Origin of the sequence: Photorhabdus sp. CRCIA-P01 (genome assembly GCF_003545805.1) — a bacterium.
In the GTDB taxonomy this organism is placed as follows: domain Bacteria; phylum Pseudomonadota; class Gammaproteobacteria; order Enterobacterales; family Enterobacteriaceae; genus Photorhabdus; species Photorhabdus antumapuensis.
Genome location: NZ_NMQR01000008.1, coordinates 93,181 through 117,480, shown reverse-complemented (window position 1 = coordinate 117,480; position 24,300 = coordinate 93,181). Strand labels below are relative to the sequence as shown.

General features: G+C 43.3%; 24 protein-coding genes and 1 pseudogene. 16 read left to right on the top strand and 9 right to left on the bottom strand.

The genetic code is table 11. The annotated features are described in order from the left end of the window. Positions 1–249: 249 nt before the first annotated feature. Positions 250–681, top strand: a complete 432-nt coding sequence (locus D3222_RS07670; protein ID WP_118985631.1) for a DUF29 domain-containing protein — start codon at positions 250–252, stop codon at positions 679–681. Between the two features lie 225 nt (positions 682–906). Here D3222_RS07670 and D3222_RS07665 read toward each other — a convergent pair whose 3' ends face one another. After that, on the bottom strand, positions 907–2,007 hold the full coding sequence (locus D3222_RS07665) for a glycerol dehydrogenase (protein WP_118985630.1): 1,101 nt from the start codon (positions 2,005–2,007) through the stop codon (positions 907–909). A gap of 322 nt (positions 2,008–2,329) precedes the next feature. Further along, on the bottom strand, positions 2,330–3,004 hold the full coding sequence (locus D3222_RS07655; RefSeq protein ID WP_118985628.1) for a 7-cyano-7-deazaguanine/7-aminomethyl-7-deazaguanine transporter: 675 nt from the start codon (positions 3,002–3,004) through the stop codon (positions 2,330–2,332). Between the two features lie 185 nt (positions 3,005–3,189). On the opposite strand from D3222_RS07655, the gene tusA reads away from it, so the two are divergent. Beyond that, positions 3,190–3,444, top strand: a complete 255-nt coding sequence (gene tusA, locus D3222_RS07650) for a sulfurtransferase TusA (protein WP_049582752.1) — start codon at positions 3,190–3,192, stop codon at positions 3,442–3,444. A 150-nt stretch (positions 3,445–3,594) separates the two neighbouring features. On the opposite strand, the gene D3222_RS07645 is transcribed toward tusA, so the two are convergent. From D3222_RS07645 to rsmD, 4 genes are all read right to left on the bottom strand, one after another. Continuing rightward, complete coding sequence (locus D3222_RS07645; RefSeq protein ID WP_118985627.1) at positions 3,595–5,874, bottom strand: zinc/cadmium/mercury/lead-transporting ATPase; 2,280 nt, start codon at positions 5,872–5,874, stop codon at positions 3,595–3,597. 144 nt (positions 5,875–6,018) lie between these two features. After that, positions 6,019–6,645, bottom strand: coding sequence for a lysoplasmalogenase (locus tag D3222_RS07640; protein ID WP_118985626.1), 627 nt, complete (start codon positions 6,643–6,645; stop codon positions 6,019–6,021). Between the two features lie 273 nt (positions 6,646–6,918). Further along, positions 6,919–7,200, bottom strand: a complete 282-nt coding sequence (locus D3222_RS07635; RefSeq protein ID WP_118985625.1) for a DUF1145 family protein — start codon at positions 7,198–7,200, stop codon at positions 6,919–6,921. 23 nt (positions 7,201–7,223) lie between these two features. After that, entirely contained in the window at positions 7,224–7,808 is a 585-nt protein-coding gene (gene rsmD, locus D3222_RS07630; RefSeq protein WP_118985624.1) for a 16S rRNA (guanine(966)-N(2))-methyltransferase, read from the bottom strand. A gap of 158 nt (positions 7,809–7,966) precedes the next feature. Between rsmD and ftsY the strand changes: the two genes are divergently transcribed. The 5 genes from ftsY (at position 7,967) to D3222_RS07605 (ending at position 13,433) form a co-directional block, all read left to right on the top strand. Further along, positions 7,967–9,442, top strand: a complete 1,476-nt coding sequence (gene ftsY, locus D3222_RS07625; protein ID WP_118985623.1) for a signal recognition particle-docking protein FtsY — start codon at positions 7,967–7,969, stop codon at positions 9,440–9,442. Positions 9,443–9,447: 5 nt separating this feature from the next. Further along, positions 9,448–10,113 (top strand): cell division ATP-binding protein FtsE, encoded by a 666-nt coding sequence (gene ftsE, locus D3222_RS07620; RefSeq protein WP_118985622.1) that lies wholly within the window; start codon positions 9,448–9,450, stop codon positions 10,111–10,113. Further along, on the top strand, positions 10,106–11,080 hold the full coding sequence (ftsX, locus tag D3222_RS07615; RefSeq protein ID WP_118985621.1) for a permease-like cell division protein FtsX: 975 nt from the start codon (positions 10,106–10,108) through the stop codon (positions 11,078–11,080). The genes ftsE and ftsX overlap by 8 nt, the downstream gene beginning before the upstream one ends. Before the next feature lie 246 nt (positions 11,081–11,326). Continuing rightward, positions 11,327–12,184, top strand: a complete 858-nt coding sequence (gene rpoH, locus D3222_RS07610) for an RNA polymerase sigma factor RpoH (protein ID WP_118985620.1) — start codon at positions 11,327–11,329, stop codon at positions 12,182–12,184. Between the two features lie 109 nt (positions 12,185–12,293). Then, the gene (locus D3222_RS07605) at positions 12,294–13,433 is read left to right on the top strand and encodes a glycerate kinase (protein WP_118985619.1); all 1,140 of its coding nucleotides are present in this window, start codon (positions 12,294–12,296) and stop codon (positions 13,431–13,433) included. On the opposite strand, the gene panM is transcribed toward D3222_RS07605, so the two are convergent. Further along, positions 13,421–13,819: an aspartate 1-decarboxylase autocleavage activator PanM gene (gene panM, locus D3222_RS07600; protein WP_118985618.1), complete on the bottom strand. Its 399-nt coding sequence runs from the start codon at positions 13,817–13,819 to the stop codon at positions 13,421–13,423. The genes D3222_RS07605 and panM overlap by 13 nt on opposite strands. A gap of 390 nt (positions 13,820–14,209) precedes the next feature. Here panM and D3222_RS07590 point away from each other — a divergent pair, with 390 nt between their 5' ends. The 9 genes and pseudogenes from D3222_RS07590 to D3222_RS26640 all read left to right on the top strand — a co-directional run bounded on the left by D3222_RS07590 (position 14,210) and on the right by D3222_RS26640 (position 22,776). Beyond that, positions 14,210–15,322: a branched-chain amino acid ABC transporter substrate-binding protein gene (locus D3222_RS07590; RefSeq protein ID WP_118985616.1), complete on the top strand. Its 1,113-nt coding sequence runs from the start codon at positions 14,210–14,212 to the stop codon at positions 15,320–15,322. A gap of 61 nt (positions 15,323–15,383) precedes the next feature. Beyond that, positions 15,384–16,310, top strand: a complete 927-nt coding sequence (livH, locus tag D3222_RS07585) for a high-affinity branched-chain amino acid ABC transporter permease LivH (protein ID WP_118985615.1) — start codon at positions 15,384–15,386, stop codon at positions 16,308–16,310. Further along, a complete protein-coding gene (locus tag D3222_RS07580; RefSeq protein ID WP_118985614.1) occupies positions 16,307–17,557 on the top strand; it encodes a high-affinity branched-chain amino acid ABC transporter permease LivM in 1,251 nt (416 codons plus the stop codon). The genes livH and D3222_RS07580 overlap by 4 nt, the downstream gene beginning before the upstream one ends. Positions 17,558–17,580: 23 nt before the next feature. Continuing rightward, the gene (gene livG / locus D3222_RS07575; RefSeq protein ID WP_118985613.1) at positions 17,581–18,354 is read left to right on the top strand and encodes a high-affinity branched-chain amino acid ABC transporter ATP-binding protein LivG; all 774 of its coding nucleotides are present in this window, start codon (positions 17,581–17,583) and stop codon (positions 18,352–18,354) included. A gap of 2 nt (positions 18,355–18,356) precedes the next feature. Beyond that, positions 18,357–19,058 (top strand): high-affinity branched-chain amino acid ABC transporter ATP-binding protein LivF, encoded by a 702-nt coding sequence (gene livF / locus D3222_RS07570; RefSeq protein WP_118985612.1) that lies wholly within the window; start codon positions 18,357–18,359, stop codon positions 19,056–19,058. A gap of 1,098 nt (positions 19,059–20,156) precedes the next feature. Beyond that, positions 20,157–20,558 (top strand): hypothetical protein, encoded by a 402-nt coding sequence (locus D3222_RS07565; RefSeq protein WP_118985611.1) that lies wholly within the window; start codon positions 20,157–20,159, stop codon positions 20,556–20,558. 29 nt (positions 20,559–20,587) lie between these two features. Beyond that, positions 20,588–21,847, top strand: coding sequence for an insecticidal delta-endotoxin Cry8Ea1 family protein (locus tag D3222_RS07560; protein WP_118985610.1), 1,260 nt, complete (start codon positions 20,588–20,590; stop codon positions 21,845–21,847). Between the two features lie 442 nt (positions 21,848–22,289). Continuing rightward, positions 22,290–22,508: pseudogene (locus D3222_RS26645) on the top strand (MFS transporter); the annotation flags it as partial. Between the two features lie 28 nt (positions 22,509–22,536). Then, a complete protein-coding gene (locus D3222_RS26640) occupies positions 22,537–22,776 on the top strand; it encodes a hypothetical protein (protein ID WP_369973502.1) in 240 nt (79 codons plus the stop codon). A 214-nt stretch (positions 22,777–22,990) separates the two neighbouring features. Here the strand turns inward: D3222_RS26640 and fis are convergent, their stop codons facing one another. After that, positions 22,991–23,287, bottom strand: a complete 297-nt coding sequence (gene fis / locus D3222_RS07545) for a DNA-binding transcriptional regulator Fis (protein WP_010847912.1) — start codon at positions 23,285–23,287, stop codon at positions 22,991–22,993. A 25-nt stretch (positions 23,288–23,312) separates the two neighbouring features. Further along, on the bottom strand, positions 23,313–24,278 hold the full coding sequence (gene dusB / locus D3222_RS07540) for a tRNA dihydrouridine synthase DusB (RefSeq protein ID WP_118985609.1): 966 nt from the start codon (positions 24,276–24,278) through the stop codon (positions 23,313–23,315). Positions 24,279–24,300: the final 22 nt, after the last annotated feature.

Genomic DNA, 24,300 nt, shown 5'->3' with positions numbered 1-24,300 from the left:
GCTTTATTTAATTGTTGGTGAGCGTTTTTGGTTCGTTTTTGTTCTTTATCAAACAAAAACCACAGTTTTTATGCATCTTCTATTTATTACTCTGTATGTATCCTTCTAAACGAAGGGATTTTTCCAATTTATGGTGAATGGGTTGCTAATCGATTTTGATGATAAATATACTGTTTTGACGGTATGCCAATAATCTGCCAGACTCATAATTTATACAGTTGTATAGCTGATATACCAAGTGGAGGACCCATGACGACACGTTATGACAGCGATTTTTATGGTTGGACGCAGGAGCAGGCAGGTTTGCTTCGTTCCGGTAATCTGAATCAATTGGACAGGGAAAACCTTTCGGAGGAAATAGAGAGTATGGGAAATAGCCAAAGAAACGAGCTGGAATCTCGTCTTGAGGTACTGTTTCTTCACCTCCTAAAATGGCAATTCCAATCTGAACGGCAAGGTCGGAGCTGGAAGCTTACGATTGAAGAACAGAGAAGAAAAATATCCCGTCGTCTTAAAAAAAATCCCAGCTTAAAGTCAGAGCTTAGCGAAATTTCCTCTGATGCTTATGGGGATGCCATTATTGCAGCAGAGAGGGAAACTAATATTAGGCGTAGTGTATTTCCTGAAACTTGTCCTTGGACGTTTGAGCAAATAATGGATGAAAATTTTTGGCCTGAATAGACTCGATAAATTTGTTTCCTAACGCACTGATTTTGAACAGTGCGTTTTCTCGTTGCTCAACAACTCAGTTGATTGATTTTTACTTCACTACAAGCAGTATTAACAGAAATGATTTGCTTTTCAGTGGATATGCATTGTATTAGCCAAGATTATCCTTTTTCATTTCCGAACTTTAGTTGTTTGAATAAAAAGTAAAAGCGGACAATTTGCCCGCTCTTGTCAAATTTAATACAGCCAGTCGCGTCCCATCCGGTCAGCAGCCATAATAGCGGAGTACACTTTTTCCGGTGTCACTTCAAAAGGCATGTTGTGAATGGTTTCGTCCTCGGCACAACTCGCTTTCGCTACTGCCATCACTTTTTCTTTCAGTTTTTCACCATCTTTCACGCCAAGTTGATCCAGAGTAACCGGTAGTCCCATCTGTACACAGAAATCAAGTAAAGTATCTAATTCTTCATTTGGGCTATTTTCCAGTATTAGTTGAACTAATATCCCGAAGGCGACTTTTTCGCCGTGGTACATGTGGTGGCATTCTTCCAATACAGTAAAGCCATTGTGTACTGAATGAGCGGCGGCTACACCCGTATTTTCAAAGCCTAGGCCGCTTAAGTAAGTAATAGCTTCGATGACATTTTCCACCGCAGGTGTACTGACGTCGGCTTCAACAGCCAGTTTTGCTTTATAGCCTTCTTCCAACAAAGTTTCGTAACAGAGATGAGAGAGGGCTATTGCGGTACGGGATATCCCTCCATCTGTCATTCGAGGTTTATGGCCGGAGCCACAAATGCGGGCTTCGAAGTAAGTTGCCAGTGCGTCGCCAATTCCGGCAATGAGAAAACGGGTTGGGGCTTTAGCGATAATGTTGGTATCGATTAGGACAATATCTGGGTTTGTTGGGAGAAACAGATAGTCTTCATATTTGCCATCATCGCTGTAAATAACAGAGAGAGCACTGGTTGGGGCATTAGTGGAAGCGATAGTGGGGGCAATCAGAACAGGTAATCTGGATTCGTAAGCGACCGCTTTTGCGGTATCTTGTACTTTGCCGCCACCGATACCAATAACGGCTTGGCATTCATGTTTTTTAAGAATGTCAGACAGGCGTTTAATCTCATCCCGACTACATTCGCCGCCAAACAGTTCAAAATGACGGGTGATTTCATACTGTTCCAGACTGTTATGAACGGTATCTCCCACCAATTTCATCGCGGAATTACCGATGATAACCAAAACGTGATCGGCGATGGTTTTTGTGTATTTACCAATATGGAGCAGGGCATCAGGTCCTTGAATATATTTGGATGGGGATTGAATAATTTTCAGCATAAAACTACTCCTTTTGTGGAAAATCAATATCTGCTTGCTGTATAAATTTTCTTAACAAACAGGGAGCAAAATGTGACAGACCAGTAAACTGTCTTCGGATGAAAAAAGTACTTAAATTACTTAACAGACTAACACCACCTATAAAAATTAATGGTTGGTTATGGATAAATAAAGTTGTTATGCCCATTTTGTCGTGGGAAATGTGTGTTTTTTTGATCTATGCCCGGATCTCTGTACTGGAACAGGCCCTTTTTCTCCATTGGGCCTGGCTGCGTTTGGGGAAGCTAGTGGGTTGGACAGGTATTTGCTGGGCGTATAAAGATCAGCGAACTTGAATGTGGGTGTTGTTAGTTTTATAGGCAAAGAAATACTTGAGAATCAGGTTCAACAAAATGCCGTAAGCGGGTAGAAAAAAGAGTAAGCAGATTAATAATTTAAAGCAATAATCTACTAGCCCAATCTCGATCCAGTTAGCCGCCATGAAAGCATCGGTACTGTGATAGAAAGCGATAGAGAAAAAGGCAATGGTATCAAGTAAATTGCCGAAAAACATAGCCGCTGCGGGAGCGACCCACCAATTACGTCTCCGGCGCAGACGATTGAAGACGTATACATCCAGTATCTGCCCAAGGAAATAAGCCATAAAGCTGGCGCAGGCAATACGGGCAACAAAGAGATTGAATTCAGACAGCGCAGTAAACTCTTGCCACTTTCCTTGGAAAAATAGAGCAGAAATAATATAAGAGATCAGCAAAGCGGGGATCATTACGGTAGTGATGATTCGCCTTGCCAGTGGTGCGCCGTAGATACGAACCGTCAAATCGGTTGCAAGAAAAATAAATGGGAAAGTAAAGGCTCCCCAAGTGGTATGAAAACCGAAAATAGAGACAGGTAGTTGCACCAGATAATTACTGGAAATAATAATCAGAATATGAAATAACGAAAGCCAAATTAAAGCAGTAGTTCGCTGTTGTATAATCGTAGCTGATGAAAACATATTGTACCTTTTTGGATAATGGGGTGAGGGAACCCAATGAAAGATCCGCCGTTTTAACGGACGGCGCCTCACATGATACGTCGGTTGTACACGAATTCAAAATGCCGTATGTAAAGTTAATTTTTGCTGGTTTTTTTATAATATAATCCAGTTTTATAGTTTGCCTGAAATTGTAGAGATAAGTTATGCCCGATGTGTTTACTAATCCAGACAAGACCCTTGATACACAAGGGCTTCGCTGTCCTGAACCAGTAATGATGGTGCGGAAAACCGTGCGTCATATGGAAGCAGGACAGATGTTATTAATTCTTGCTGATGATCCGGCAACTACGCGTGATATTCCCAGTTTTTGCCGTTTTATGGAGCACCAGTTAGTTGCTCAAGAAACGGAACAAATGCCTTATCGCTATCTGGTTAGAAAAAAAGAGAATCAATTCTGAATATAACCGCCGAGTTGAGAAATGAACGTTTTTGTTTTTCTACCGTGCCTTTGAATGCCAATGAGTTTTCACCACTGAACTTATCTGGCTATAGCACAGGATATGAGCCGGAAATAAGACTCATATCCTTAAATAGCTAGACGATTTTCATTATTTCAGTTTAATCCTCAATAACCTTACCGCGTTTGCTGTCACAAGAGCGGTTGCACCAGAATCCGCCAATACTGCCATCCACAAGCCTGTGATACCCAATAGGCTGGTGACGAGGAAGATCCCTTTTAGCCCCAGGGCAATCGCAATATTTTGGCGGATATTATTGTGCGTTGCGCGGGAAAGGGTGATGATTTCCGATAAACCTGTCAGGCGGTTATGAGTTAATGCTGCGTCTGCGGTTTCCAGCGCGACATCGGTTCCACTTCCCATTGCTACACCGATACTGGAAGCTTTCATTGCGGGTGCGTCGTTGATGCCGTCACCGACCATCATTGTGTTATGATCTTTATTCAGCTTCATAACAGCTTTGACTTTATCTTCCGGCATTAATTCGGCGCGGAAATCTATTCCTAACTGACCTGCAATTGCAGTTGCTGCACGTGGGTTATCTCCCGTCAACATCACTGATTTAATGCCTTGATCTTTCAGTAAACGGATAGCATCAATTGCATCTTGACGTAACGTATCTTGCATTGCGATAAGGCCGGCAAATTGTTCATCATGCATCACGGCAACAACAGTTTTACCGCAATCTTCTAACTGAACAATTCTTTGTTTCCAACGATCAGATAACGTGTTTTCTGGCAGTTTTCCGGGCGCACTGACGAGAATACGTTTACCGTCTAACTGACCTTCAACACCTACCCCCGCTAATGCTTTACGCTGTTCAGCTTCGGTAATATTAACGTTTTTACTTTCTGCGTATTGCAAAATGGCTTTAGCCAGTGGGTGGTGGGAGCCGCTTTCTACTGCGGAAGCTAAAGTTAATAATTGAGATTCGCTGATATTTTCTGCTGGTTGTATATCTGTGACTTGTGGTTTACCGGCGGTCAGCGTACCGGTTTTATCAAAAGCGATTGTGGTAATTAGCCCCAATTGCTCCAGCGCCGCACCCCCTTTAATCAAGGCCCCTCGGCGGGTTGCTGCTGCAAGGGCAGAGGTAATTGCGGCGGGTGTGGAAATCACTAGAGCACAAGGGCAACCGATCAGTAGCAAAGTAAGACCACGGTAGATCCATGTTTCCCAAGGTTGGCTGAATACAATGGGTGGAATAATGATAACCAACGCAGAGAACAGCATAATCAGCGGAGTGTAAATTCGGCTGAAACGGTCAATAAAGCGCTCAATCGGTGCGCGGCGTTCTTCGGCTTCTTCAATCAGTTGCAAAATGCGGTCAATGGCATTGTTGCCCTGTTCAGACAGCACTTTCATTTGGACTGAACGATCCACGGACAGACAACCTGCCGGGACTTTTTCTCCCTGCATGTGTTCAACCGGAATAGATTCGCCTGTCAGCGCACTTTCATCAAAGCTGGCGAATGAACTGAGTAATTCAGCATCAGTGGGTAAACGTCCGCCTGGTGCAACCTCAATAATATCTCCGGGGCGTAGATTTGCGACCGGGACAGTTTTTTTCTCACCATTTCTTACCAGCAGTGCTTCTTCCGGGACCAATGCCATCAATGCACTCACCCCTCGACGTGCACGGCCGGCGGCGTAGGATTCTAGCATTTCACCAAGCATAAACAGCAGCAGTACCATTGCCGCTTCGGCGGTGGCATCAATAAATAGCGCACCGATTGCGGCAACACTCATCAAGGTTTCAATGGCGAATGGCGTGCCTGATCGTATGAGTTTCCAGGCTTTGGTGACAATAGGCACCAATCCAATCACGGTGGTGATAATAAAGGCAATACGGCCAAATGAGGGGTTGATGCTGGAGATTCCCCAACTTATCAGCATCATCAGTGAAAGAGTGATGATCGGTGCAAATTCTTTCCAACGGCTGCTTTTGGGCGCTTTCTGATTTGAATCTGGGTTGTGTAAGTCAAATCCAGCCTGATTAACGGCTTGGATAACTGCCGAACGTATATCTATATCGGCATCCACGACCAGTTTTTCAGTAGCAAATAGAACCTTGGCTTGTTTCACCTCTGGAATTTTGCTGACCGCGGTTTCAATTTTGCGGGCACAACTTGGACAATCCATGCCATTAACAACCCAACTGAAACGTTGACTTGCCAAAAGCTCAGGCGCTTGTGTTTCTTGTGTATCATGGGAAGGGTTATGTTCATGTGAGCAGGTATCATCATGTTCATGATGATGTAAATGCTCACTAACCTGTTTAGCCTGATCTGGACAAGTGGTAGTAGCGCAGCAGCTTCCATGCTGGTGGTTATGCTGATGAGCACTATTTTTGTTTGAATTTGAGTACATGGGCTCCCCCTGGATAAAGTTTACTCAAAGATATGATCAAACTCTACACTTTGGAGCCCACTCCAGAGTCAAATAAAAAAGAGAAAATAAGTTGGTAAATTGTGTGGCTGAATGTTGATATCCATTTTCAACTTAATCTTTTTATTAAAGATAAATAGAACGAATAATCAGAAAATGGCCGATAAAATAACAGGTTGCTACAACCGCCTTAGAAGATTTGAACTGGAAACGGTAATGGTTGATCAGCCAGAAACTCTGTGACAGTAGCAACAAGGTACTGCCTGCCAATAGGGAGAAACTGTATGCTGTATTGAGAGCGAAGTATTGTTCACCTGCCATCCACACCATGATCAGGGGCATGATGACTGAGGCAACGACCAGCCAGCGCATTTCCTCCAGTTTATTCCAAATAACCAGCAGAATAATGGAGCCCAGAACCAGTAGAATTAATGGCAATGGGAAGAAGAAACTGAAATTCATCTGTAATACAAAGCTTATCGTGTAGAGCAGATAACAGAGGAATAATGTGCTTATAGAGAGTAGTGAATACTTACTGGGGAGCATGCGCAGAGCATCTGATATTAAGGCAGTAAATAACCCAAGACAGATTAAATAGCCTGAAATATGCAGTTCAGGCGCTTGCCATGCCCACAATAACAACAATAGCAGAGTGACTGGCCTGAATAGCCATCTTTGCCAGTTTGGACCACGGTAAGCTGCGTCAACATACAACCAACCAGAAAAAAACACCGCAATAAATGGCCAGCTCATATTTGTTCCTTAAAATAAGTGATGGGTAAGGGATCTACTTTTTTACTAGCAAAATATAGACTTAAATAATAGAGATTGGTTTAAGTATCTGTGCGGAAATAGGCAGTGAATTAGGAAATAATTTATTTGTTCAGCAAAGAAAGCAGGCACTAAGCTGTGCTGAGACAGATAGTGACAGCTTTTTAATGCATAACCGGAAGGGGGAATGAAATGAATCATTCCTCACATATTCACATAATTGTATATATTTTCCGGGGGTTGGGGCCGTGTCCACTATTTAAGGCGATGACTTTTCTCTTCCAGTTGCTTTTTCTGCGTTGACAGTAGCTCAAAGACACCAAAAAAGAAGATCTTGGTTTGCATCAGGCCAGAGAGTTTTTGGTCTTTTGGCTGACTGGCTTTCATAAGCAGCATTTGAAATGCATGCATGACCACCATGAAAATCATGGCGACATCCATAAAATACTTCAAGGGTTTTGGAAATGGATGGATCAAGTTAAAGATCAGAAATCCCCAAACGCAGATCATTAACAGTTTGCCCAATTGAATAAACATCAGTGTGTACTCCAAAGTAATCGTTATGCAGGTAAATAACGGATATAGAGCCGGTATGCGACTTGTCCGGCTACTTTTTCACGATGAAGTTGCCAGTTAACAGGGACATCAATAGCCGTTGATTCAGATTCAGCCTCAACATAAATCCAGCTTTCATCTGCCAGCCAATTTTGTTCTTCCAACAATTTTATGGTTTCGTTAAGCATGCCTTTACGAAAAGGAGGATCAAGGAAAACGACATTGTAGGGTTTTCCTGGTTGAGATAAATAGGTTAATGCACTGTCGTTAATGACCTCGGCATTTTGGGCACTGAGCAGATCCAAATTCGCGGAAAGCTGTTTGGCTATATTACGTTCATATTCAATCAGGGTAACCTGTGCCGCATAACGAGAAAGTGCTTCTAATCCAAGCGCTCCGCTTCCTGCATAGCAATCCAGGCAGTGTGCTTCCTGAATAACCGGAGCTAGCCAGTTAAATAGCGTTTCTCTGACGCGATCTGTCGTTGGACGTAATCCGGGACTATTTGGTACAGGTAATTTCCGGCCTCGCCATTTTCCACCAATAATGCGGATTTGTCCCATCGATTGCCGTTGTGGTTTCTTTGCCATAATTTGCGTAACAGTTGTTAAGACTTACAGGCATTAATTTACCACGAAATTCGTGATTGATATGTGTTGAGCTATTACGAAAATGTTAGACTGCTTCTAATTTCGTTATTATTCCCTGTTATAACGCCATGATTTAACCTTGAGGAGTGTAGTAGCTAATGGCAAAAGAGAAAAAAAGAGGCTTTTTCTCCTGGTTTGGGCGTGGCCGTCAGGAAGAGCAGCAAAAAGAAGAACAATTGGCGGCGGAGCAGGCGGAACAGCAACGTCTTGTTGAAGAATCTGCAAGATTAGCTGCGGAGCAGGCGGAACAACAACGTCTTGTCGAAGAATCTGCAAGATTAGCTGCGGAGCAGGCGGAACAACAACGTCTTGTCGAAGAATCTGCAAGATTAGCTGCGGAGCAGGCAGAGCAACAGCGTCTTGCCGAAGAGTCTGCAAGATTAGCCGCGGAGCAGGCAGAGCAACAGCGTCTTGCCGAAGAGTCTGCAAGATTAGCCGCGGAGCAGGCAGAGCAACAACGTCTTGTTGAAGATGCAGCAAAATTGGCAGCGGAGCAGGCAGAGCAACAGCGTCTTGCCGAAGAGTCTGCAAGATTAGCCGCGGAGCAGGCAGAACAACAACGTCTTGCAGAAGAAGCCGCAAGATTAGCTGCACAACAGGTACAAACTGAACAGCCAAAGCCAGTTATATTAAAAGAGCAAGAGCGCCCGACTAAAGAGGGTTTTTTCTCTCGTTTGAAACGCAGTCTGGTTAAAACCCGTCAGAATCTGGGTTCCGGTTTTCTCAGCCTATTCAGTGGCAAAAAGATCGATGATGATCTGTTTGATGAATTGGAAGAGCAGTTATTGATTGCGGATGTTGGTGTCGAGACTACCCGTAAAATCATTAGCAGTTTGACAGAGCATGCCAGCCGTAAAGAGCTAAAAGATGTAGAAGCGTTGTATGCCAAATTGAAAGAAGAGATGTCTGGCATTCTGGTTAAAGTTGATAAACCGCTGGATATCGAAGGAAAAACACCGTATGTCATTCTAATGGTTGGTGTTAATGGTGTTGGTAAAACGACAACAATTGGTAAATTGGCACGTCAGTTCCAGGCGCAAGGTAAATCTGTCATGTTGGCGGCCGGGGATACTTTCCGTGCCGCCGCGGTTGAACAGTTACAAGTGTGGGGGGATCGCAACCATATTTCGGTGGTGGCGCAGCATACTGGTGCTGATCCCGCTTCCGTGATTTTCGATGCTATTCAATCAGCTAAAGCGAAAGGTGTAGATGTACTGATTGCAGATACCGCAGGTCGTTTGCAAAATAAATCTCACCTAATGGAAGAGTTGAAGAAAATTGTCCGGGTGATGAAAAAACTGGACGAAGATGCGCCACATGAAATTATGCTGACATTGGATGCCAGCACCGGCCAGAATGCGATAAGTCAGGCTAAATTGTTCCATGAAGCTGTTGGGCTGACAGGTATCTCACTGACAAAACTGGATGGGACTGCCAAAGGTGGGGTGATTTTTGCCATTGCTGATCAGTTTGAAATTCCTATCCGTTATATTGGTGTCGGTGAAGGCATTGAAGATCTGAGACCATTTAAGGCAGATGATTTTATAGAGGCACTTTTTGCCCGAGAGGATTAATTACCATGATTCGCTTTGAACAGGTCAGTAAAGCTTATCTGGGGGGACGGCAAGCCCTGCAAGGGGTGAATTTTCATTTGTGCCCTGCGGAAATGGCATTTCTAATTGGTCACTCAGGGGCAGGTAAAAGTACCTTGCTGAAACTCATCTGTGGCATTGAGCGACCTAGCGCTGGGCATATTTGGTTTGCCGGTCATGATATCAGTCGGTTAAAAAGCCGTGAGGTACCTTTTCTACGTCGTCAGATTGGTATGATTTTCCAAGATCATCATCTGCTGCTGGATCGGACGGTATACGATAACGTGGCAATGCCGCTGGTTATTTCAGGTGCAAGTTTTGAGGATATCCGTCGTCGGACTTCCGCTGCTCTGGATAAGGTTGGTCTGCTGGACAAAGCGAGAAATTTTCCAATTCAGCTTTCGGGTGGTGAACAACAACGTGTTGGCATTGCTCGTGCGGTTGTGAATAAGCCAACTGTTTTGTTGGCGGATGAACCGACCGGTAATCTTGATGGTGAATTGTCAGAGGGCATTTTACGGCTGTTTGAAGAGTTTAACCGGGTAGGGGTGACGGTGCTGATGGCGACCCATGATATGGCACTGATTGAACGACGGAAATATCGTATTCTGACTCTGGGCCAGGGCCGTATGGTGGGAGAACATCATGGTTAAAAATGTGCGTAAGGCAGCGGGGAAAGTAACAAGATCGAAAAGTAAAGTTTTACAAGGAGGATGGCGTGAGCAGTGGCGCTATGCCTGGATGAATGCGCTGACAGATATGTTGCGTCAGCCACTGGCAACTCTGCTGACGATTATGGTTATTGCGATATCTCTGACATTACCAAGCGTTTGTTACATTGTGTGGAAGAATGTCAGCCAGGCTGCGGAAAAATGGTATCCCACCCCTCAATTGACGGTGTATCTCGATAAATCACTGGATGATAATAGCGCTCAAAAATTAATAAGCGAACTGAAAGCACTTGATGGTGTGGATAATGTTAACTATCTCTCGCGTCAGGAAGCGATGACAGAGTTCCGCACTTGGTCTGGTTTTGGCGGTGCGCTGGATATGCTGGAAGAGAATCCCCTACCCGCAGTCGCTATCATTACGCCGAAAATTGATTTTCAGAGCTCACAGACTTTGACTACATTGCGTGACAGGGTTTCTCAGGTCAAAGGTATTGAAGAAGTTCGGATGGATGATAGCTGGTTTGCCCGTTTGGCGGCGCTGACCGGTCTTATCGGTCAGATTGCGACAGTGATCGGTATTCTGATGATCGTTGCGCTGTTTTTGGTCATCGGTAATAGTGTGCGCCTCAGTATTTTCAGCCATCGTGATACGATTAACGTGATGAAGCTGATTGGCGCGACTGATGGTTTTATTTTGCGTCCATTCCTCAATGGCGGCGCTTTGTTAGGGGGGCTTGGTGCGATGTTATCATTGATACTCTCGGCTCTGTTGGTATGGAAGCTCTCTGATGTTGTCACACAGGTTGCCAGTGTGTTTGGTACCACGTTTAATTTACATGGGCTTTCATGGGATGAATCCCTGCTGCTAGTTTTGCTCTCCGCGATGATTGGTTGGGTAGCTGCTTGGTTGGCGACAACCCAGCATTTGCGCCACTTTACGCCAGAATAATTGACTTAATGCTTGTTATGGCTGGTACAAATAAAGTTACTTGCATAAATATAAAACAATCTGCTATTTTTTGTTTCGTGATTCCACGGTGGATTTTATCTGTCCTGAAATTATTACAACCCTACGCATCTGTAACTTGAATATGCACATTCTGGTGATAGACTGTACCGCTGTATGTTGAGCATTGGTTTATAAATACTGATGTAATCTGTACTAACGATTTGAACCTTATTTGAGAGGATTTGAATGGCCAAAGAAATGCAAACCTTAGCGTTAGTTCCTCAAGGAAGTCTAGAGGGCTATATCCGTGCCTCTAATACCTACCCGATGCTGACAGCAGAGGAAGAGAAGGAACTGGCTGAAAGGCTGCATTACCAGGGAGATCTGGATGCAGCTAAGAAGCTGATTCTGTCTCATCTGCGCTTCGTTGTTCATGTCGCTCGCAGTTATGCTGGTTATGGCCTGCCCCAGGCGGATTTAATTCAGGAAGGGAACATTGGCTTGATGAAAGCAGTACGTCGTTTTAACCCGGAAGTGGGGGTGCGTCTGGTTTCTTTTGCTGTTCACTGGATTAAAGCTGAAATCCACGAATATGTACTGCGTAATTGGCGTATTGTTAAAGTCGCGACAACTAAAGCACAGCGCAAGCTGTTTTTTAATCTGCGTAAAACTAAACAGCGTTTAGGTTGGTTTAATCAGGACGAAGTGGAAATGGTCGCCAAAGAACTTGGTGTGACCAGTAAAGATGTGCGTGAGATGGAATCTCGTATGTCAGCACAGGATATGGCGTTTGATATGTCTGCTGATGATGATAGTCAGGAAGGCTTGCCGGTTGCCCCAGTTCTGTATCTTCAGGATAAAGCTTCTGATTTTGCAGATGGCATTGAAGAGGATAACTGGGAAAACCATGCCGCTGATAAATTGTCGGTAGCGATAGAAGGCTTAGACGAGCGCAGTCAGGATATTATCCGTTGCCGCTGGTTGGATGATGATAACAAATCTACCCTGCAAGAGCTGGCTGATAAATATGGTGTTTCTGCGGAGCGTGTACGTCAGCTTGAAAAGAATGCCATGAAAAAACTGCGTGTAGCAATTGAAGCATAAATAAAGTGATTTTGCGTTAACGCATTCACGATTAATAAGTTAAAAGGGCGATAATGATTTATCGCCTTTTTTACTCCTTCTTTCAGAGTCTTACAACCAAACTAATCCGATGAAAGTTGTTATTGCACCTGATTCATTTAAAGAGAGCCTTGGTGCCTTGCAGGTTGCTGAAGCGATAGAACAGGGATTTCGTGAAATCTATCCACAAGCTGAATACATTAAACTGCCGATGGCGGATGGTGGTGAAGGTACGGTTGAATCAATGGTAGCCGCCACCGATGGGCAAGTTATCCATTTGCCTGTTACCGGTCCGTTAAATCTGCCGGTGGATAGTTTTTTTGGCGTGCTGGGTGATGGAAAAACCGCTGTTATTGAAATGGCGGCGGCTTCTGGCTTACATCTGGTTCCGATGGAAAAGCGTAATCCGCTGATAACCACGACGTATGGCACCGGAGAGCTGATATTGTCTGCTGTGGATAAAGGTGTCAGTAAGATAATCCTCGGTATCGGTGGTAGTGCGACTAATGATGGTGGTGCCGGTATGATGCAGGCGTTGGGGGCTTGTTTGCTTGATTCTGATGGAAAAGAGTTGGTGGCTGGCGGGGCGGCGCTAAATCGGCTTGCTAAAATCGATCTTTCTGGTTTGGATGCTCGTTTGAATCGGACTGAAATTATCGTCGCCTGTGATGTGTCTAACCCGTTATGTGGTGAGTTTGGTGCATCTGCTGTTTTCGGACCACAAAAAGGGGCGACCCCAGAAAGGGTGAAAGAATTGGATGCTGCCTTGCGTCATTACGGTGAAAAAATTGAATTCCTGACAAAAATGAAGGTCATTGATGTACCTGGTACAGGAGCCGCCGGTGGTATGGGAGCGTCTTTACTGGGTTGTCTTAAAGCTAAATTACAACCGGGAATTGATATTGTTATCTCCACGCTGGAACTGGAGAAAGTAGTACAAGGTGCTGATCTGGTTATTACTGGGGAAGGCCGGATAGATAGCCAGACTATTTACGGTAAAACACCCATCGGCGTTGCCCGTATTGCCGAAAAGTATGCTATTCCAACCATTGCATTGGTTGGCGGTATGAGTCAGGACTATAACGTCGTTCATGAGCATGGGTTGGATGCTGTTTTCTCAATTATGCCCGGCGTTTGTTCTCTTTCGGATGCTCTTGCTTGCGGGCGTGAGAATTTGCGGGTGACAGCCCGCAATGTGGCTGCCGTCTGGAAGATGAGTCAGCCCAAATAATAGCTTGAAGTGGTGTCATAACGAAAACCACAGGCATTCATAAAACCTTTTAATGCTGGTTCGTTGGCATCAGGGAAACCCTTGAGACTTAGCTTCCACTGTTTAACAGCAGGATGCCGGGCCTTGGTTTCATTGACCAGATATAAACCCACACCCCGGCGATGTGTTATTTCACGAACACATAAATCTTCAAGCAGGCCGGATTGATTGCTGAGAGTGATTTTTACTGCGGCCAACAATCTGTCATTGAAACGGGCGGCGAACAGTTTATTGCCGTTTTTTAGATGGATTTGCCATTGTTCTGGCGTTTGCCGAGGCCAGATTTTCCCCAAATCAATCATATCTTGTGCTGATAAAACAATCAGTTGTTCGATAGTTAACTTCATGGTTTTTCCATATCAATTGTAGATGAATAAACAGTCGGAATGTTGTGTGACTATTTTTATACGTTACTGGAAAAAATGTTTTTAATGTGATCGATCTTCCGAGTTAAAGATTGCTTTACTAATATTTAACCAGAATATCACACTGTATTTCGTCTAAATTCCAATCAACTATGGCGGTATTTTATTCTGTAATTAATGCTTTTAGCTACCTTGTTAATTTGATTTTAAGCATGAAATACTATTTTAATAACATGAAAAATAAAGTCTTATTAATAAAAATTACTTTATCTAACCATCAATCACAAAAGGTCATGATTTCCTGTCAGATAATGGGTGATCTTGAAGGCAAACACAATAAATTAGACCAATAACAACACGGGGATAAATAAAATGAAAATCATAGTAGGTAAGAGACTATTAGCAGGTTGTATTGTCATGATGATGAGTCACTCTCTGTGGGCACAAGAGATCAAAGTGGCGATTGTGGGGGCAATGTCTGGCCCAGTTGCTCAATATGGTGATATGGAATTTACTGGTGCACGTCAGGCGATTGCGGATATTAATGCTAACGGTGGTATTAATGGCAATAAGCTGGTGGGTGTTGAATATGATGATGCGTGTGACCCGAAACAGGCTGTGGCCGTCGCTAATAAAGTGATTAATGATAACATTCGCTATGTTATCGGCCACTTGTGCTCTTCATCGACTCAACCGGCATCTGATATCTATGAAGATGAAGGTGTGATTATGATTACACCCGCGGCAACTAATGCTGATCTGACAACTCGTGGCTACCAAATGATTCTACGTACCACTGGGCTGGATTCTGATCAGGGCCCAACGGCAGCGAAATATATTGTTGAAAATATCAAGCCTCAACGGCTGGCAATTGTTCACGATAAACAGCAATACGGTGAAGGATTGGCTCGTTCTGTTCTCAATACACTGAAAAAGGTGGGAGTCAATACGGTATTGTTTGAAGGTGTTACTGCCGGTGATAAAGATTTCTCAGTGCTGGTTGCCCGCCTGAAAAAAGAAAATGTGGATTTTGTCTATTTCGGCGGTTACTACCCTGAAATGGGACAAATTCTGCGCCAGGCTAAACAAGCGGGTTTGAATATCCGTTTTATGGGACCGGAAGGTGTCGGTAACTCTTCGTTGTCTAATATTGCCGGTGCCGCTTCTGAAGGAATGTTCGTAACATTGCCTAAACGATACGATCAAGTTCCGGCAAACAAAGCGATCGTTGATGCAATCAAAACTAAGAAAGAGGATCCAACGGGCCCATTCGTCTGGACAACCTATGCCGCCCTGCAATCTCTGACAACGGCAATGAGCCGTACCGGCAGTATGGAACCTGCTGATTTGGTGAAAGATCTGAAAACTAATCCGGTCGATACCGTGATGGGAACACTGAGCTGGAATCAGGCTGGCGACCTGAAAGGGTTCGAGTTCGGCATTTTTGAATGGCATGCGGACGGTTCTTCTACTTCTGTGAAGTAAAGCCATCCGAATGGCCGTCAGCTCCTGCTTGACAGGGGCTGTTATTCCAGAGGTACAAGGTATGTCAGAGCAATTTCTCTATTTTTTACAGCAGATGTTAAACGGGGTTACCCTGGGTAGCACTTATGCATTGATTGCCATTGGCTATACGATGGTTTACGGCATTATCGGGATGATTAACTTTGCTCATGGTGAAGTTTATATGATTGGCAGCTATGTCTCCTTTATTGTGATTGCTGCTCTGATGATGATGGGAATTGATCTGGGCTGGTTGCTGATTACTGCTGCCTTTTTAACATCAATTGTGATTGCCAGCGCTTATGGCTGGAGTATTGAACGGGTGGCTTACAAACCCGTTCGCCATTCCAAGCGTCTGATTGCGTTGATTTCCGCAATTGGGATGTCTATTTTCCTGCAAAATTATGTCAGCTTGTCACAAGGTTCCCGCGATCTGGCATTGCCAAGTCTGATTACCGGGCAGTGGCTATTGGGTGAAAGCGATGGGTTTTCTGCCAGTATTACCGCAATGCAACTGACTATCTGGATAGTGACATTTCTTGCCATGCTGGTACTGACGATGTTTATCCGCTATTCCCGTATGGGGCGTGCCTGCCGCGCTTGCGCGGAAGATCTGAAAATGGCCGGTTTGCTGGGGATCAATACTGACAAAGTTATTTCTTTGACCTTTGTTATCGGTGCGGTAATGGCTGCGGTAGCCGGTGTTTTGTTGGGGCAGTTTTACGGCGTGATAAATCCGTATATCGGTTTTATGGCAGGAATGAAAGCTTTCACCGCAGCAGTCTTGGGAGGGATTGGCAGTATTCCGGGGGCGATGATTGGTGGCTTGGTCTTGGGAATTTCTGAAGCCCTGACTTCTGCTTATTTGAGCACCGAATATAAAGATGCCGTTTCCTTTGCTCTGCTCATTGTTGTGCTGTTGTTTATGCCGACTGGGATTTTAGGCCGTCCAGAGGTAGAAAAAGTATGAAACATGCCAATTGGGTGAATGCTGTTATTGCCTCAGCCGTTTTATTTGTGTTGTTTGCCTTTATGATGGGGATGCAGTTGTCGCTGGACGGTACGAAGTTGGTCGTTCACCGCGCCGATGAAGTGAGATGGCTATGGATTGGTATTGGCTGTACGGTTGTTTTTCTGTTCCAGTTATTGCGCCCGGTTATTCAACAGACGATGAAAAAAATACCTGTTAAAAGCTGGTCGCTGTCAGATTTCGATGGTTCAACTAAAGGGCAAAAACGACTGGTAATATTGCTCATTATTGCTTCGATTATCTGGCCGTTCATAGCCTCCCGTGGTAGTGTTGATATTGCTACGCTGACGTTGATTTATGTCATGCTAGGGTTGGGTTTGAATGTAGTGGTTGGCCTGTCGGGGTTGTTGGTGCTTGGGTATGCAGGCTTTTATGCTATTGGCGCTTATACCTATGCTTTACTAACTCACTATTACGGGTTAGGGTTTTGGCAGAGCTTGCCACTGGCGGGGTTAACAGCAGCTTTATCTGGGTTTTTACTGGGCTTTCCGGTATTACGATTGCGAGGTGATTATCTGGCAATTGTCACGCTTGGTTTCGGTGAAATTGTTCGCATTCTACTGTTGAATAATACTGAAATAACAGGTGGTCCGAATGGTATCAGCCAGATCCCAAAACCGACTCTCTTCGGGCTAGAGTTTAACCGCAGTGTGAAAGAGGGAGGTTGGGATACTTTCCACAATTTCTTTGGTTTGAAATACGATCCAAGTGATCGGGTCATCTTCCTCTATCTGGTGGTGTTGCTGTTGGTAATACTGACAGTATTTATTGTTAATCGGCTGCTACGTATGCCGTTAGGTCGTGCCTGGGAAGCATTGCGTGAAGATGAAATTGCTTGTCGCTCTCTTGGTTTGAGTCCAACCCGCATTAAACTGGCAGCGTTTACTATCAGTGCGGCATTTGCTGGTTTTGCTGGCACTTTATTCGCTGCTCGGCAGGGGTTTGTCAGCCCGGAGTCCTTCACTTTTGCTGAATCTGCTTTTGTGTTGGCGATTGTGGTACTCGGAGGGATGGGCTCACAGATTGCGGTGATTCTAGCGGCCGTTTTGTTGGTGGTTTCCCGTGAGATGATGCGTGATCTGAATGCCTACAGTATGTTGCTGCTAGGGGCAATGATGGTGTTGATGATGGTTTGGCGCCCGCAAGGGTTGCTACCGACAAAACGTCGTCATGTTAAATTGAAATGACAGGTACAGGGAGGAAAGCAAGCATGAGTGCAACACCATTATTGCAGGTTTCCGATCTGACCATGCGCTTCGGTGGCTTGCTGGCGGTTAATAACGTTGCCCTGAGGTTAAATCAGGGTGAAATTGTTTCTCTTATTGGGCCTAATGGTGCAGGGAAAACGACGATCTTTAATTGTCTGACAGGATTTTACTGTCCGACTAGCGGTACTATAAAGCTACGGGAAAAACATCTGGAAGGGTTATCTGGGCAGGCTATTGCTCGTATGGGCGTTATCAGAACATTCCAGCATGTGCGGTTGTTCCGGGAAATGACGGTGATTGAAAATCTATTAGTGGCGCAGCATCAGCATCTGAAAAGTGGCCTTTGGGCTGGTCTTTTTAAAACGCCGGCATTCCGTCGTGCGGAATCCAAGGCCGTAGATTGGGCCATAACTTGGTTAGAACGGGTTGGTTTGTTACCACTGGTAAACAGGCAGGCAGGTAATCTGGCATATGGTCAGCAACGGCGTTTGGAGATTGCCCGCTGCATGGTAGCACGTCCGGAAATTTTGATGCTAGATGAACCCGCTGCGGGTCTGAACCCGAAAGAGACAGGAGAGCTTAATATCCTAATTGCTGAACTGAGGGAACATCACCAAGTTTCTGTGTTGTTGATTGAGCATGATATGAAATTGGTGATGGGAATTTCAGATCGTATCTATGTTGTTAATCAAGGAATGTCTTTGGCGCAAGGACGGCCAGAAGAGATTCGTAACAACCCGGATGTTATCCGGGCATATCTGGGCGAGGTGTATTAATTATGTTGGAATTTAAGCGGGTATCTGCCCATTATGGGGAAGTTCAGGTATTGCATCAGGTCAGCCTGAATATTCAGCAGGGAGAAATCGTCACTCTGATTGGTGCAAATGGCGCAGGAAAAACAACATTGCTCAGTACCTTATGCAGTGAACCCAGAGCGACAGAAGGTTCCATTATTTTTCGTGGTAAGGATATCACCCAATGGCCGACAGCTCGTATTATGCGTGAGGCTATTGCGATTGTTCCTGAAGGTCGCAGAGTGTTTGCTCGTATGACAGTGGAAGATAATTTGGCAATGGGCGGCTTTTTTGCTGATAAGACTCAGTATCAGCAGCGCATTGAGCGGGTTTATGATTTATTTCCTCGCCTACAGGAAAGGCGTAACCAGCAGGCTGGAACGATGTCCGGTGGTGAACAGCAAATGTTGGCAATTGGCCGTGCTTTAATGAGTCAGCCACAGTTATTGTTGCTGGATGAGCCTTCATTAGGGTTGGCACCGATAGTTATCATTCAGATTTTCGACACTATTCAACAGTTAAGAGAAGAGGGGATGACAATTTTTTTGGTTGAACAGAATGCAAATCAGGCGTTGAAATTGGCTGACCGAGGATATGTATTGGAAAACGGTAAGATCGTACTAGAAGACAGTGGGTCTGCATTATTGGTTAATGAAGCTGTGAGAAATGCGTATTTGGGAGGATAGAGACGTATTCTTTTTCGCAGAAAGGGAATTCTGATGGTTGATTATCCTCGTAGTACTGGGAAGGTTGTTTTTCCCAAGGTGAGGACGCCATTAATGATGCTTTAAGTTTGGTATTATCTGGGGTCGGGGCAACGGGGGTGGTTTCAAATGCTTTGAAATCTGCCCTCATTTTTTTCTGTGTTTTTTCGTCATATTTTAATTTAAGCGACATAGTTTATTGGTGGAGTAATGAAAGGCCAATGAGTTGTATTCAGTATATTTGAGTGGCTAAAATCTACGGTCAAAATTATTTTGCTATTATTAAGCTAATTTTCTTTCATTAGAAAGGGAGTTTTTTTAGGAATGTTCATCCGTTATCTTGTAAAATATATAATCAATTGGTAATAAAGATATTATTTGTGCGAATATAATAGAAATATATTATCAGGATATTAGGCTGTTTTATTTATTATTATTTTAATATTGTGAGTTAATTTGTGAATTATTATAGTTCACTGGATAAAGGTCAGTTTGTAAAATAAAAAATAGAATTATATAGCACTATAGTAACCGAGAATAATATTATAATTTTAGGTGAATAACATAATGGCAATAATTTCCATTTTAATGTTTTTGTATATATTGTTTATATCTCATATAATTTTACTAATTCTTAAATAATAGTGATTTCATTGAAGCGGGAAGTTGACACAAGCTATATCTCTGCTATAGTTTTATATTGTTGTGATTTGTTTTAGATATGTCTCATTAATAACTAACTTATAATATGGATATCTTAATGTTCTGGTGAGTTATTGTGGTATGTAAAGTTCACGTAATATATTGGGGAATTAAGTTTCAAAGGTAATATACCTAATAGATTTCGAGTTGCAGCGAGGCGGCAAGTGAACGAATCCCCAGGAGCATAGATAACTATGTGACTGGGGTGAGTGAAAGCAGCTAACAAAGCAGCAGCTTGAAAGATGAAGGGTATAGTGGTTCTATGATAGTTAAAGAGTATCTTTAATTAAGTGTGATGCTGTTTTTTGAAAATATTTATTTATTTATTTATATGTATGTTGGGTATATTTTATTTGAATTTTAATGAGGAAAATAAATATGTCTAGAATAACCATTGTTGTTGATTCAGATACACAGAAAGCAGAAGTTTATTCTGATTCTCCTGTTCCAGTACATAGAGATTTAAATGCAGTTGGTCCTTTGAGTGATGTGACTATATCACCTCATGCTAGTGTGGAAGTATTTAGAGTAGACACCCCAATAATTCCAGAGTCCAGAAGCTCTCTGAGAGTTGTAAATACAGGGCTAGCAAATAGTGTTACGGCTAAATTTTACTGGTCTCATAGTTTCACCTCTGAATGGTTTGAGGCTGGTTCTATCGATGTAGGATTAGGGGAAGATAAGGTATTAAACGTGCCTAGCAGCTCTTTTTATTATAGTAAATTTGTTATCTATAATAATACGGATAGAGTTGCTTATGTTACGGCAAATTTGGTTTAAACATCTTATTTTAATTTAAGGATTTCATTATGCATACAGAAAATGTTTTAGACCTCAGAACCATTGTGGCTAATGAATATGCGGTAAAAACGAGTGCATTAGAGTGGGATGTTACTGATATTGTAAAAAATTCAATCATAGGGGGATTATCTTTTATACCTTCGGTTGGTCCTGCTATATCTTTTTTAGTTGGTTTATTCTGGCCTCAATCGAAAGAAAATATATGGGAAGGGATTGTCAAACAAATTGAAAGGATGATAGAGGAGTCTGCATTAAAGACAATTAAAGGTATCCTTGCGGGTGATATTGCATATATACAAGAGCGAATGGCAACTGTTGCTGATCTTCTTGATAAGCATCCAGGATCTGAAGAAGCGAGGAGTGCTTTTAATAACTTGGCAGAAAGTATAGATGGTTACCACAAAAAATTTAATAATTTTTCGAATGATGTTAACTATCAGATATTACCCATGTTTTCTACTACGGTTATGATGCAGATAACATATTGGGTTGCTGGTTTAGAGAGAAAATCTGAAATTGGGCTTAGTGATATTGATGTTGAAAAAGTCCGAGGGTTAATTAAAAAGACGGTAGAACAGGCTAATACTTATATTAATAATATCTATGATAGAGAGCTTAATGATGCTCTTAATAACTCGACGGCTGACACTGTTGCAAATAATGTTATGTCTGTTCATGGTCACTGTCGTTTACATGGGGTTGAATATATCAGTATTTGGGATAGATTAAGTGAATCTGAGTCTGTAAATAATAGAATCTATGTTGATGTTTTAAGTTATTCTACTTTCTTTGACCGTCAAACAGCAAAAGCCAGAATTCAGGCATTGACTCCAGAGCAAGATATGGCTCCACCTCTCAAACCAGCTCTTAATGGAGGGAAGAGAAGAAAGATAGAGTCTTTGATGGGGCATATTGTGCGTATTGGCGGGGCGCCGAGAGTAGGAGGGCTGACAGTTGTATTTGATGATGGTAGTAGCCATAGATTAGGTACAATATCTGGTGAGACGGCATCTATTTCTCTGAATGGTAGTCGAATTACCAGTTTGGAAGTATGGGGCAATGGTGCCGTTGATAGAGCCGTATTTACTTTGAGTGATGGTCGTTCATTGTTATTTGGTGATCCTGGAACATCTCGATATAGGAAATTTTATGTTGGTGATAGTCACTATATTTCAGGGATATATTTGTCCAGTGATTACAACCCATTAGCAGGTCAGGCCGCAAATATTGCTGTATCTTATCAGCTGATAAATGATGATGAAAAATAATAGCTTTTAATAAGTATATTTTATGTATGTAGAATGTTATTAGCTTTTATACCCGTCATCTTTCAAGTTGCCTCTTTGTTGGCTGCACTCACTCACCCCGGTTACATAGTTTGCTATGCTCCCGGGGATTCGCTCCCTTGCCGTCGCGATGCATCTTGAAATCCATAGGGTATATTTGATTATCTTCTTTATTTGATATATTTGCCGGCATCTATGTTCATATAGTGAATAGTTACTTTGATGAATAGTCCTTTTGATGTCGGCAATTTCTTGCATATTATCTCAATAATTACGTTCCTTATAAGCAGACATATATTCCCTTGGTGATCGACCGGTCATTTTCTTGAAAAATATTGTAAAGGCACTATCACTGGCAAATTCTAATTCATTGGCGACAGATGACAAATTACGTTTTATTGTCTAACTGGTTAATAAAAATACAATGCGACGTAAACTTGGACTTACGCTGGCAACAGCGCTGATGATGTTTCCACAAATTGTAGAAACCATCTATAGCCCGGCATTAACCAATATTGCAAAGGAATTTAAGGTGAGCGCTGGACAGGCCGCTCAAACTTTATCTTTATATTTTTTCGCTTTTGCTATTGGTGTGGTCGTTTGGGGGCGTCTGTGTGATCTCATAGGCAGACGGCCAACGATATATGATTTTGATTGTTATGACCTACGGAATGGCAATTCCTAACATCCTGGCTTCTGCATTGAGCAATTATACGGATAGATTGGGAACGGCAGGAGCATTATTGGGCTTGCTATATTATTTGATGTTAGGTGGAGGTTTGGCGCTAGCGGGTTGGAACCAACATCTTGGTGTTGTCTTGATATGTTGTGGTTGTTTTATCCTATTGTTGGCTGTAACCCATTATTCCATATTAATGAGAGCTGAAAATAACCTATCAGTTATGGAATAACCTGACATTGGAAAATTTGGAATTATGGTAAATCAGTCAATTAGGTAGGGTAAAAGAGAGATTGAATGCAGATGGTGTGGGTTTTGGGGAGCTAATATAGCGTAGACTTTGCCATGCATGTCAGATTCGTACATTTACAGGGTATTTTTGGTTTGGCAAAAAAGGCACTTTACCAAGAGGTACAGCGCCTTTTTTAATGAACTAACTTGAGTGATTAGTTCATGCCATATTTTTTCAATTTCTTACGCAGTGTGCCACGGTTGATGCCCATCATCAGGGCAGCACGTGTTTGGTTGCCACGGGTGTATTGCATCACCATGTCCAACAATGGCTGCTCCACCTCAGCCAGTACCAGCTCATACAGATCATTAACATCTTGACCGTTTAATTGAGCAAAATAGTTCTTCAGTGCTTGTTTAACTGAATCACGTAAAGGTTTTTGGGTTACCTGATCTTGTGAATTTACAGTAGCAACGGTTAGTACGTCAGAATTTACGCGTTGTTCGAACATAGTTCTGTCAGCTCTTTTCTTTATATTACGCAAAATTTTCGAAATATGCCCCCAACACCTCCAGCTGTTCGCTGGCATCCTCTATGGTGTTGAATGTGCGCCGGAACTGGTCATCAGGAGCATGCTCCCGGAGATACCAGGATACATGCTTACGTGCGATACGGGCTCCCTTGCCTGGACCATAAAAGTCGTGCAATTCCTGTATATGCTCGTTCATTAAATGCTGCACTTCGCCAATCGGCATCGGTGACAGCAGTTCTCCTGTTGCCAGATAGTGCTGGATTTCCCGGAAGATCCAGGGTCTTCCCTGAGCAGCGCGGCCTATCATCAGGGCATCAGCCCCGGTGTATTCAAGCACTGCTCTGGCCTTAAGCGGGTCAGTAATGTCACCATTGGCAATAACCGGGATGGCAACAGTCTGCTTAACTGTCCGAATATTGTCGTACTCTGCCTCTCCGTTAAACAAACAGGCACGAGTCCTGCCGTGGATCGTCAGAGCTTGGATACCACAATGCTCGGCCAATTGGGCAATCTTTACACAGTTTCGTTCTTCTGGCGACCATCCAGTGCGGATTTTCAGCGTAACAGGAACATCTACTGCGTTTACAACGGCAGAAAGGATCTTTTCGACCAATTCTGGGTAACGTAGTAAAGCCGAACCTGCTAGCTTACGATTCACTTTCTTGGCTGGACACCCCATGTTGATATCAATGATCTGAGCACCATTAGCGACGTTGATCTTCGCTGCTGCCGCCATTTCATCGGGATCACTGCCAGCAATTTGCACGGAACGAATTCCCGGTTCGTCGCTGTGAACCATACGTAGCCGGGATTTGTCTGTCTTCCAGACCTGAGGGTTGGAAGAAAGCATTTCCGATACTGTCATACCTGCACCCATTTTGTAACATAGTGACCGAAACGGACGGTCAGTTATGCCAGCCATTGGGGCCGCGATAAGACAGTTTTTCAGCTGGTATTGTCCGATACGCATAGACGAAGAAAGAGTGGCCATA

Excerpts from the sequence above, each read along its gene's own strand:
- rsmD (WP_118985624.1), bottom strand. The coding sequence starts at position 7,808 with ATGGCAAAGAAACCACAACGGCAATCGATGGGACAAATCCGCATTATT.
- ftsY (WP_118985623.1), top strand. The coding sequence starts at position 7,967 with ATGGCAAAAGAGAAAAAAAGAGGCTTTTTCTCCTGGTTTGGGCGTGGC.
- D3222_RS07605 (WP_118985619.1), top strand. The coding sequence starts at position 12,294 with ATGAAAGTTGTTATTGCACCTGATTCATTTAAAGAGAGCCTTGGTGCC.
- D3222_RS07590 (WP_118985616.1), top strand. The coding sequence starts at position 14,210 with ATGAAAATCATAGTAGGTAAGAGACTATTAGCAGGTTGTATTGTCATG.
- livF (WP_118985612.1), top strand. The coding sequence starts at position 18,357 with ATGTTGGAATTTAAGCGGGTATCTGCCCATTATGGGGAAGTTCAGGTA.
- D3222_RS26640 (WP_369973502.1), top strand. The coding sequence starts at position 22,537 with ATGGCAATTCCTAACATCCTGGCTTCTGCATTGAGCAATTATACGGAT.
- tusA (WP_049582752.1), top strand. The coding sequence starts at position 3,190 with ATGCCCGATGTGTTTACTAATCCAGACAAGACCCTTGATACACAAGGG.
- D3222_RS07565 (WP_118985611.1), top strand. The coding sequence starts at position 20,157 with ATGTCTAGAATAACCATTGTTGTTGATTCAGATACACAGAAAGCAGAA.
- D3222_RS07670 (WP_118985631.1), top strand. The coding sequence starts at position 250 with ATGACGACACGTTATGACAGCGATTTTTATGGTTGGACGCAGGAGCAG.
- D3222_RS07635 (WP_118985625.1), bottom strand. The coding sequence starts at position 7,200 with ATGTTTATTCAATTGGGCAAACTGTTAATGATCTGCGTTTGGGGATTT.
- ftsE (WP_118985622.1), top strand. The coding sequence starts at position 9,448 with ATGATTCGCTTTGAACAGGTCAGTAAAGCTTATCTGGGGGGACGGCAA.
- livG (WP_118985613.1), top strand. The coding sequence starts at position 17,581 with ATGAGTGCAACACCATTATTGCAGGTTTCCGATCTGACCATGCGCTTC.
- ftsX (WP_118985621.1), top strand. The coding sequence starts at position 10,106 with ATGGTTAAAAATGTGCGTAAGGCAGCGGGGAAAGTAACAAGATCGAAA.
- dusB (WP_118985609.1), bottom strand. The coding sequence starts at position 24,278 with ATGCGTATCGGACAATACCAGCTGAAAAACTGTCTTATCGCGGCCCCA.
- D3222_RS07665 (WP_118985630.1), bottom strand. The coding sequence starts at position 2,007 with ATGCTGAAAATTATTCAATCCCCATCCAAATATATTCAAGGACCTGAT.
- panM (WP_118985618.1), bottom strand. The coding sequence starts at position 13,819 with ATGAAGTTAACTATCGAACAACTGATTGTTTTATCAGCACAAGATATG.
- livH (WP_118985615.1), top strand. The coding sequence starts at position 15,384 with ATGTCAGAGCAATTTCTCTATTTTTTACAGCAGATGTTAAACGGGGTT.
- fis (WP_010847912.1), bottom strand. The coding sequence starts at position 23,287 with ATGTTCGAACAACGCGTAAATTCTGACGTACTAACCGTTGCTACTGTA.
- D3222_RS07580 (WP_118985614.1), top strand. The coding sequence starts at position 16,307 with ATGAAACATGCCAATTGGGTGAATGCTGTTATTGCCTCAGCCGTTTTA.
- D3222_RS07655 (WP_118985628.1), bottom strand. The coding sequence starts at position 3,004 with ATGTTTTCATCAGCTACGATTATACAACAGCGAACTACTGCTTTAATT.
- D3222_RS07640 (WP_118985626.1), bottom strand. The coding sequence starts at position 6,645 with ATGAGCTGGCCATTTATTGCGGTGTTTTTTTCTGGTTGGTTGTATGTT.
- rpoH (WP_118985620.1), top strand. The coding sequence starts at position 11,327 with ATGGCCAAAGAAATGCAAACCTTAGCGTTAGTTCCTCAAGGAAGTCTA.
- D3222_RS07560 (WP_118985610.1), top strand. The coding sequence starts at position 20,588 with ATGCATACAGAAAATGTTTTAGACCTCAGAACCATTGTGGCTAATGAA.
- D3222_RS07645 (WP_118985627.1), bottom strand. The coding sequence starts at position 5,874 with ATGTACTCAAATTCAAACAAAAATAGTGCTCATCAGCATAACCACCAG.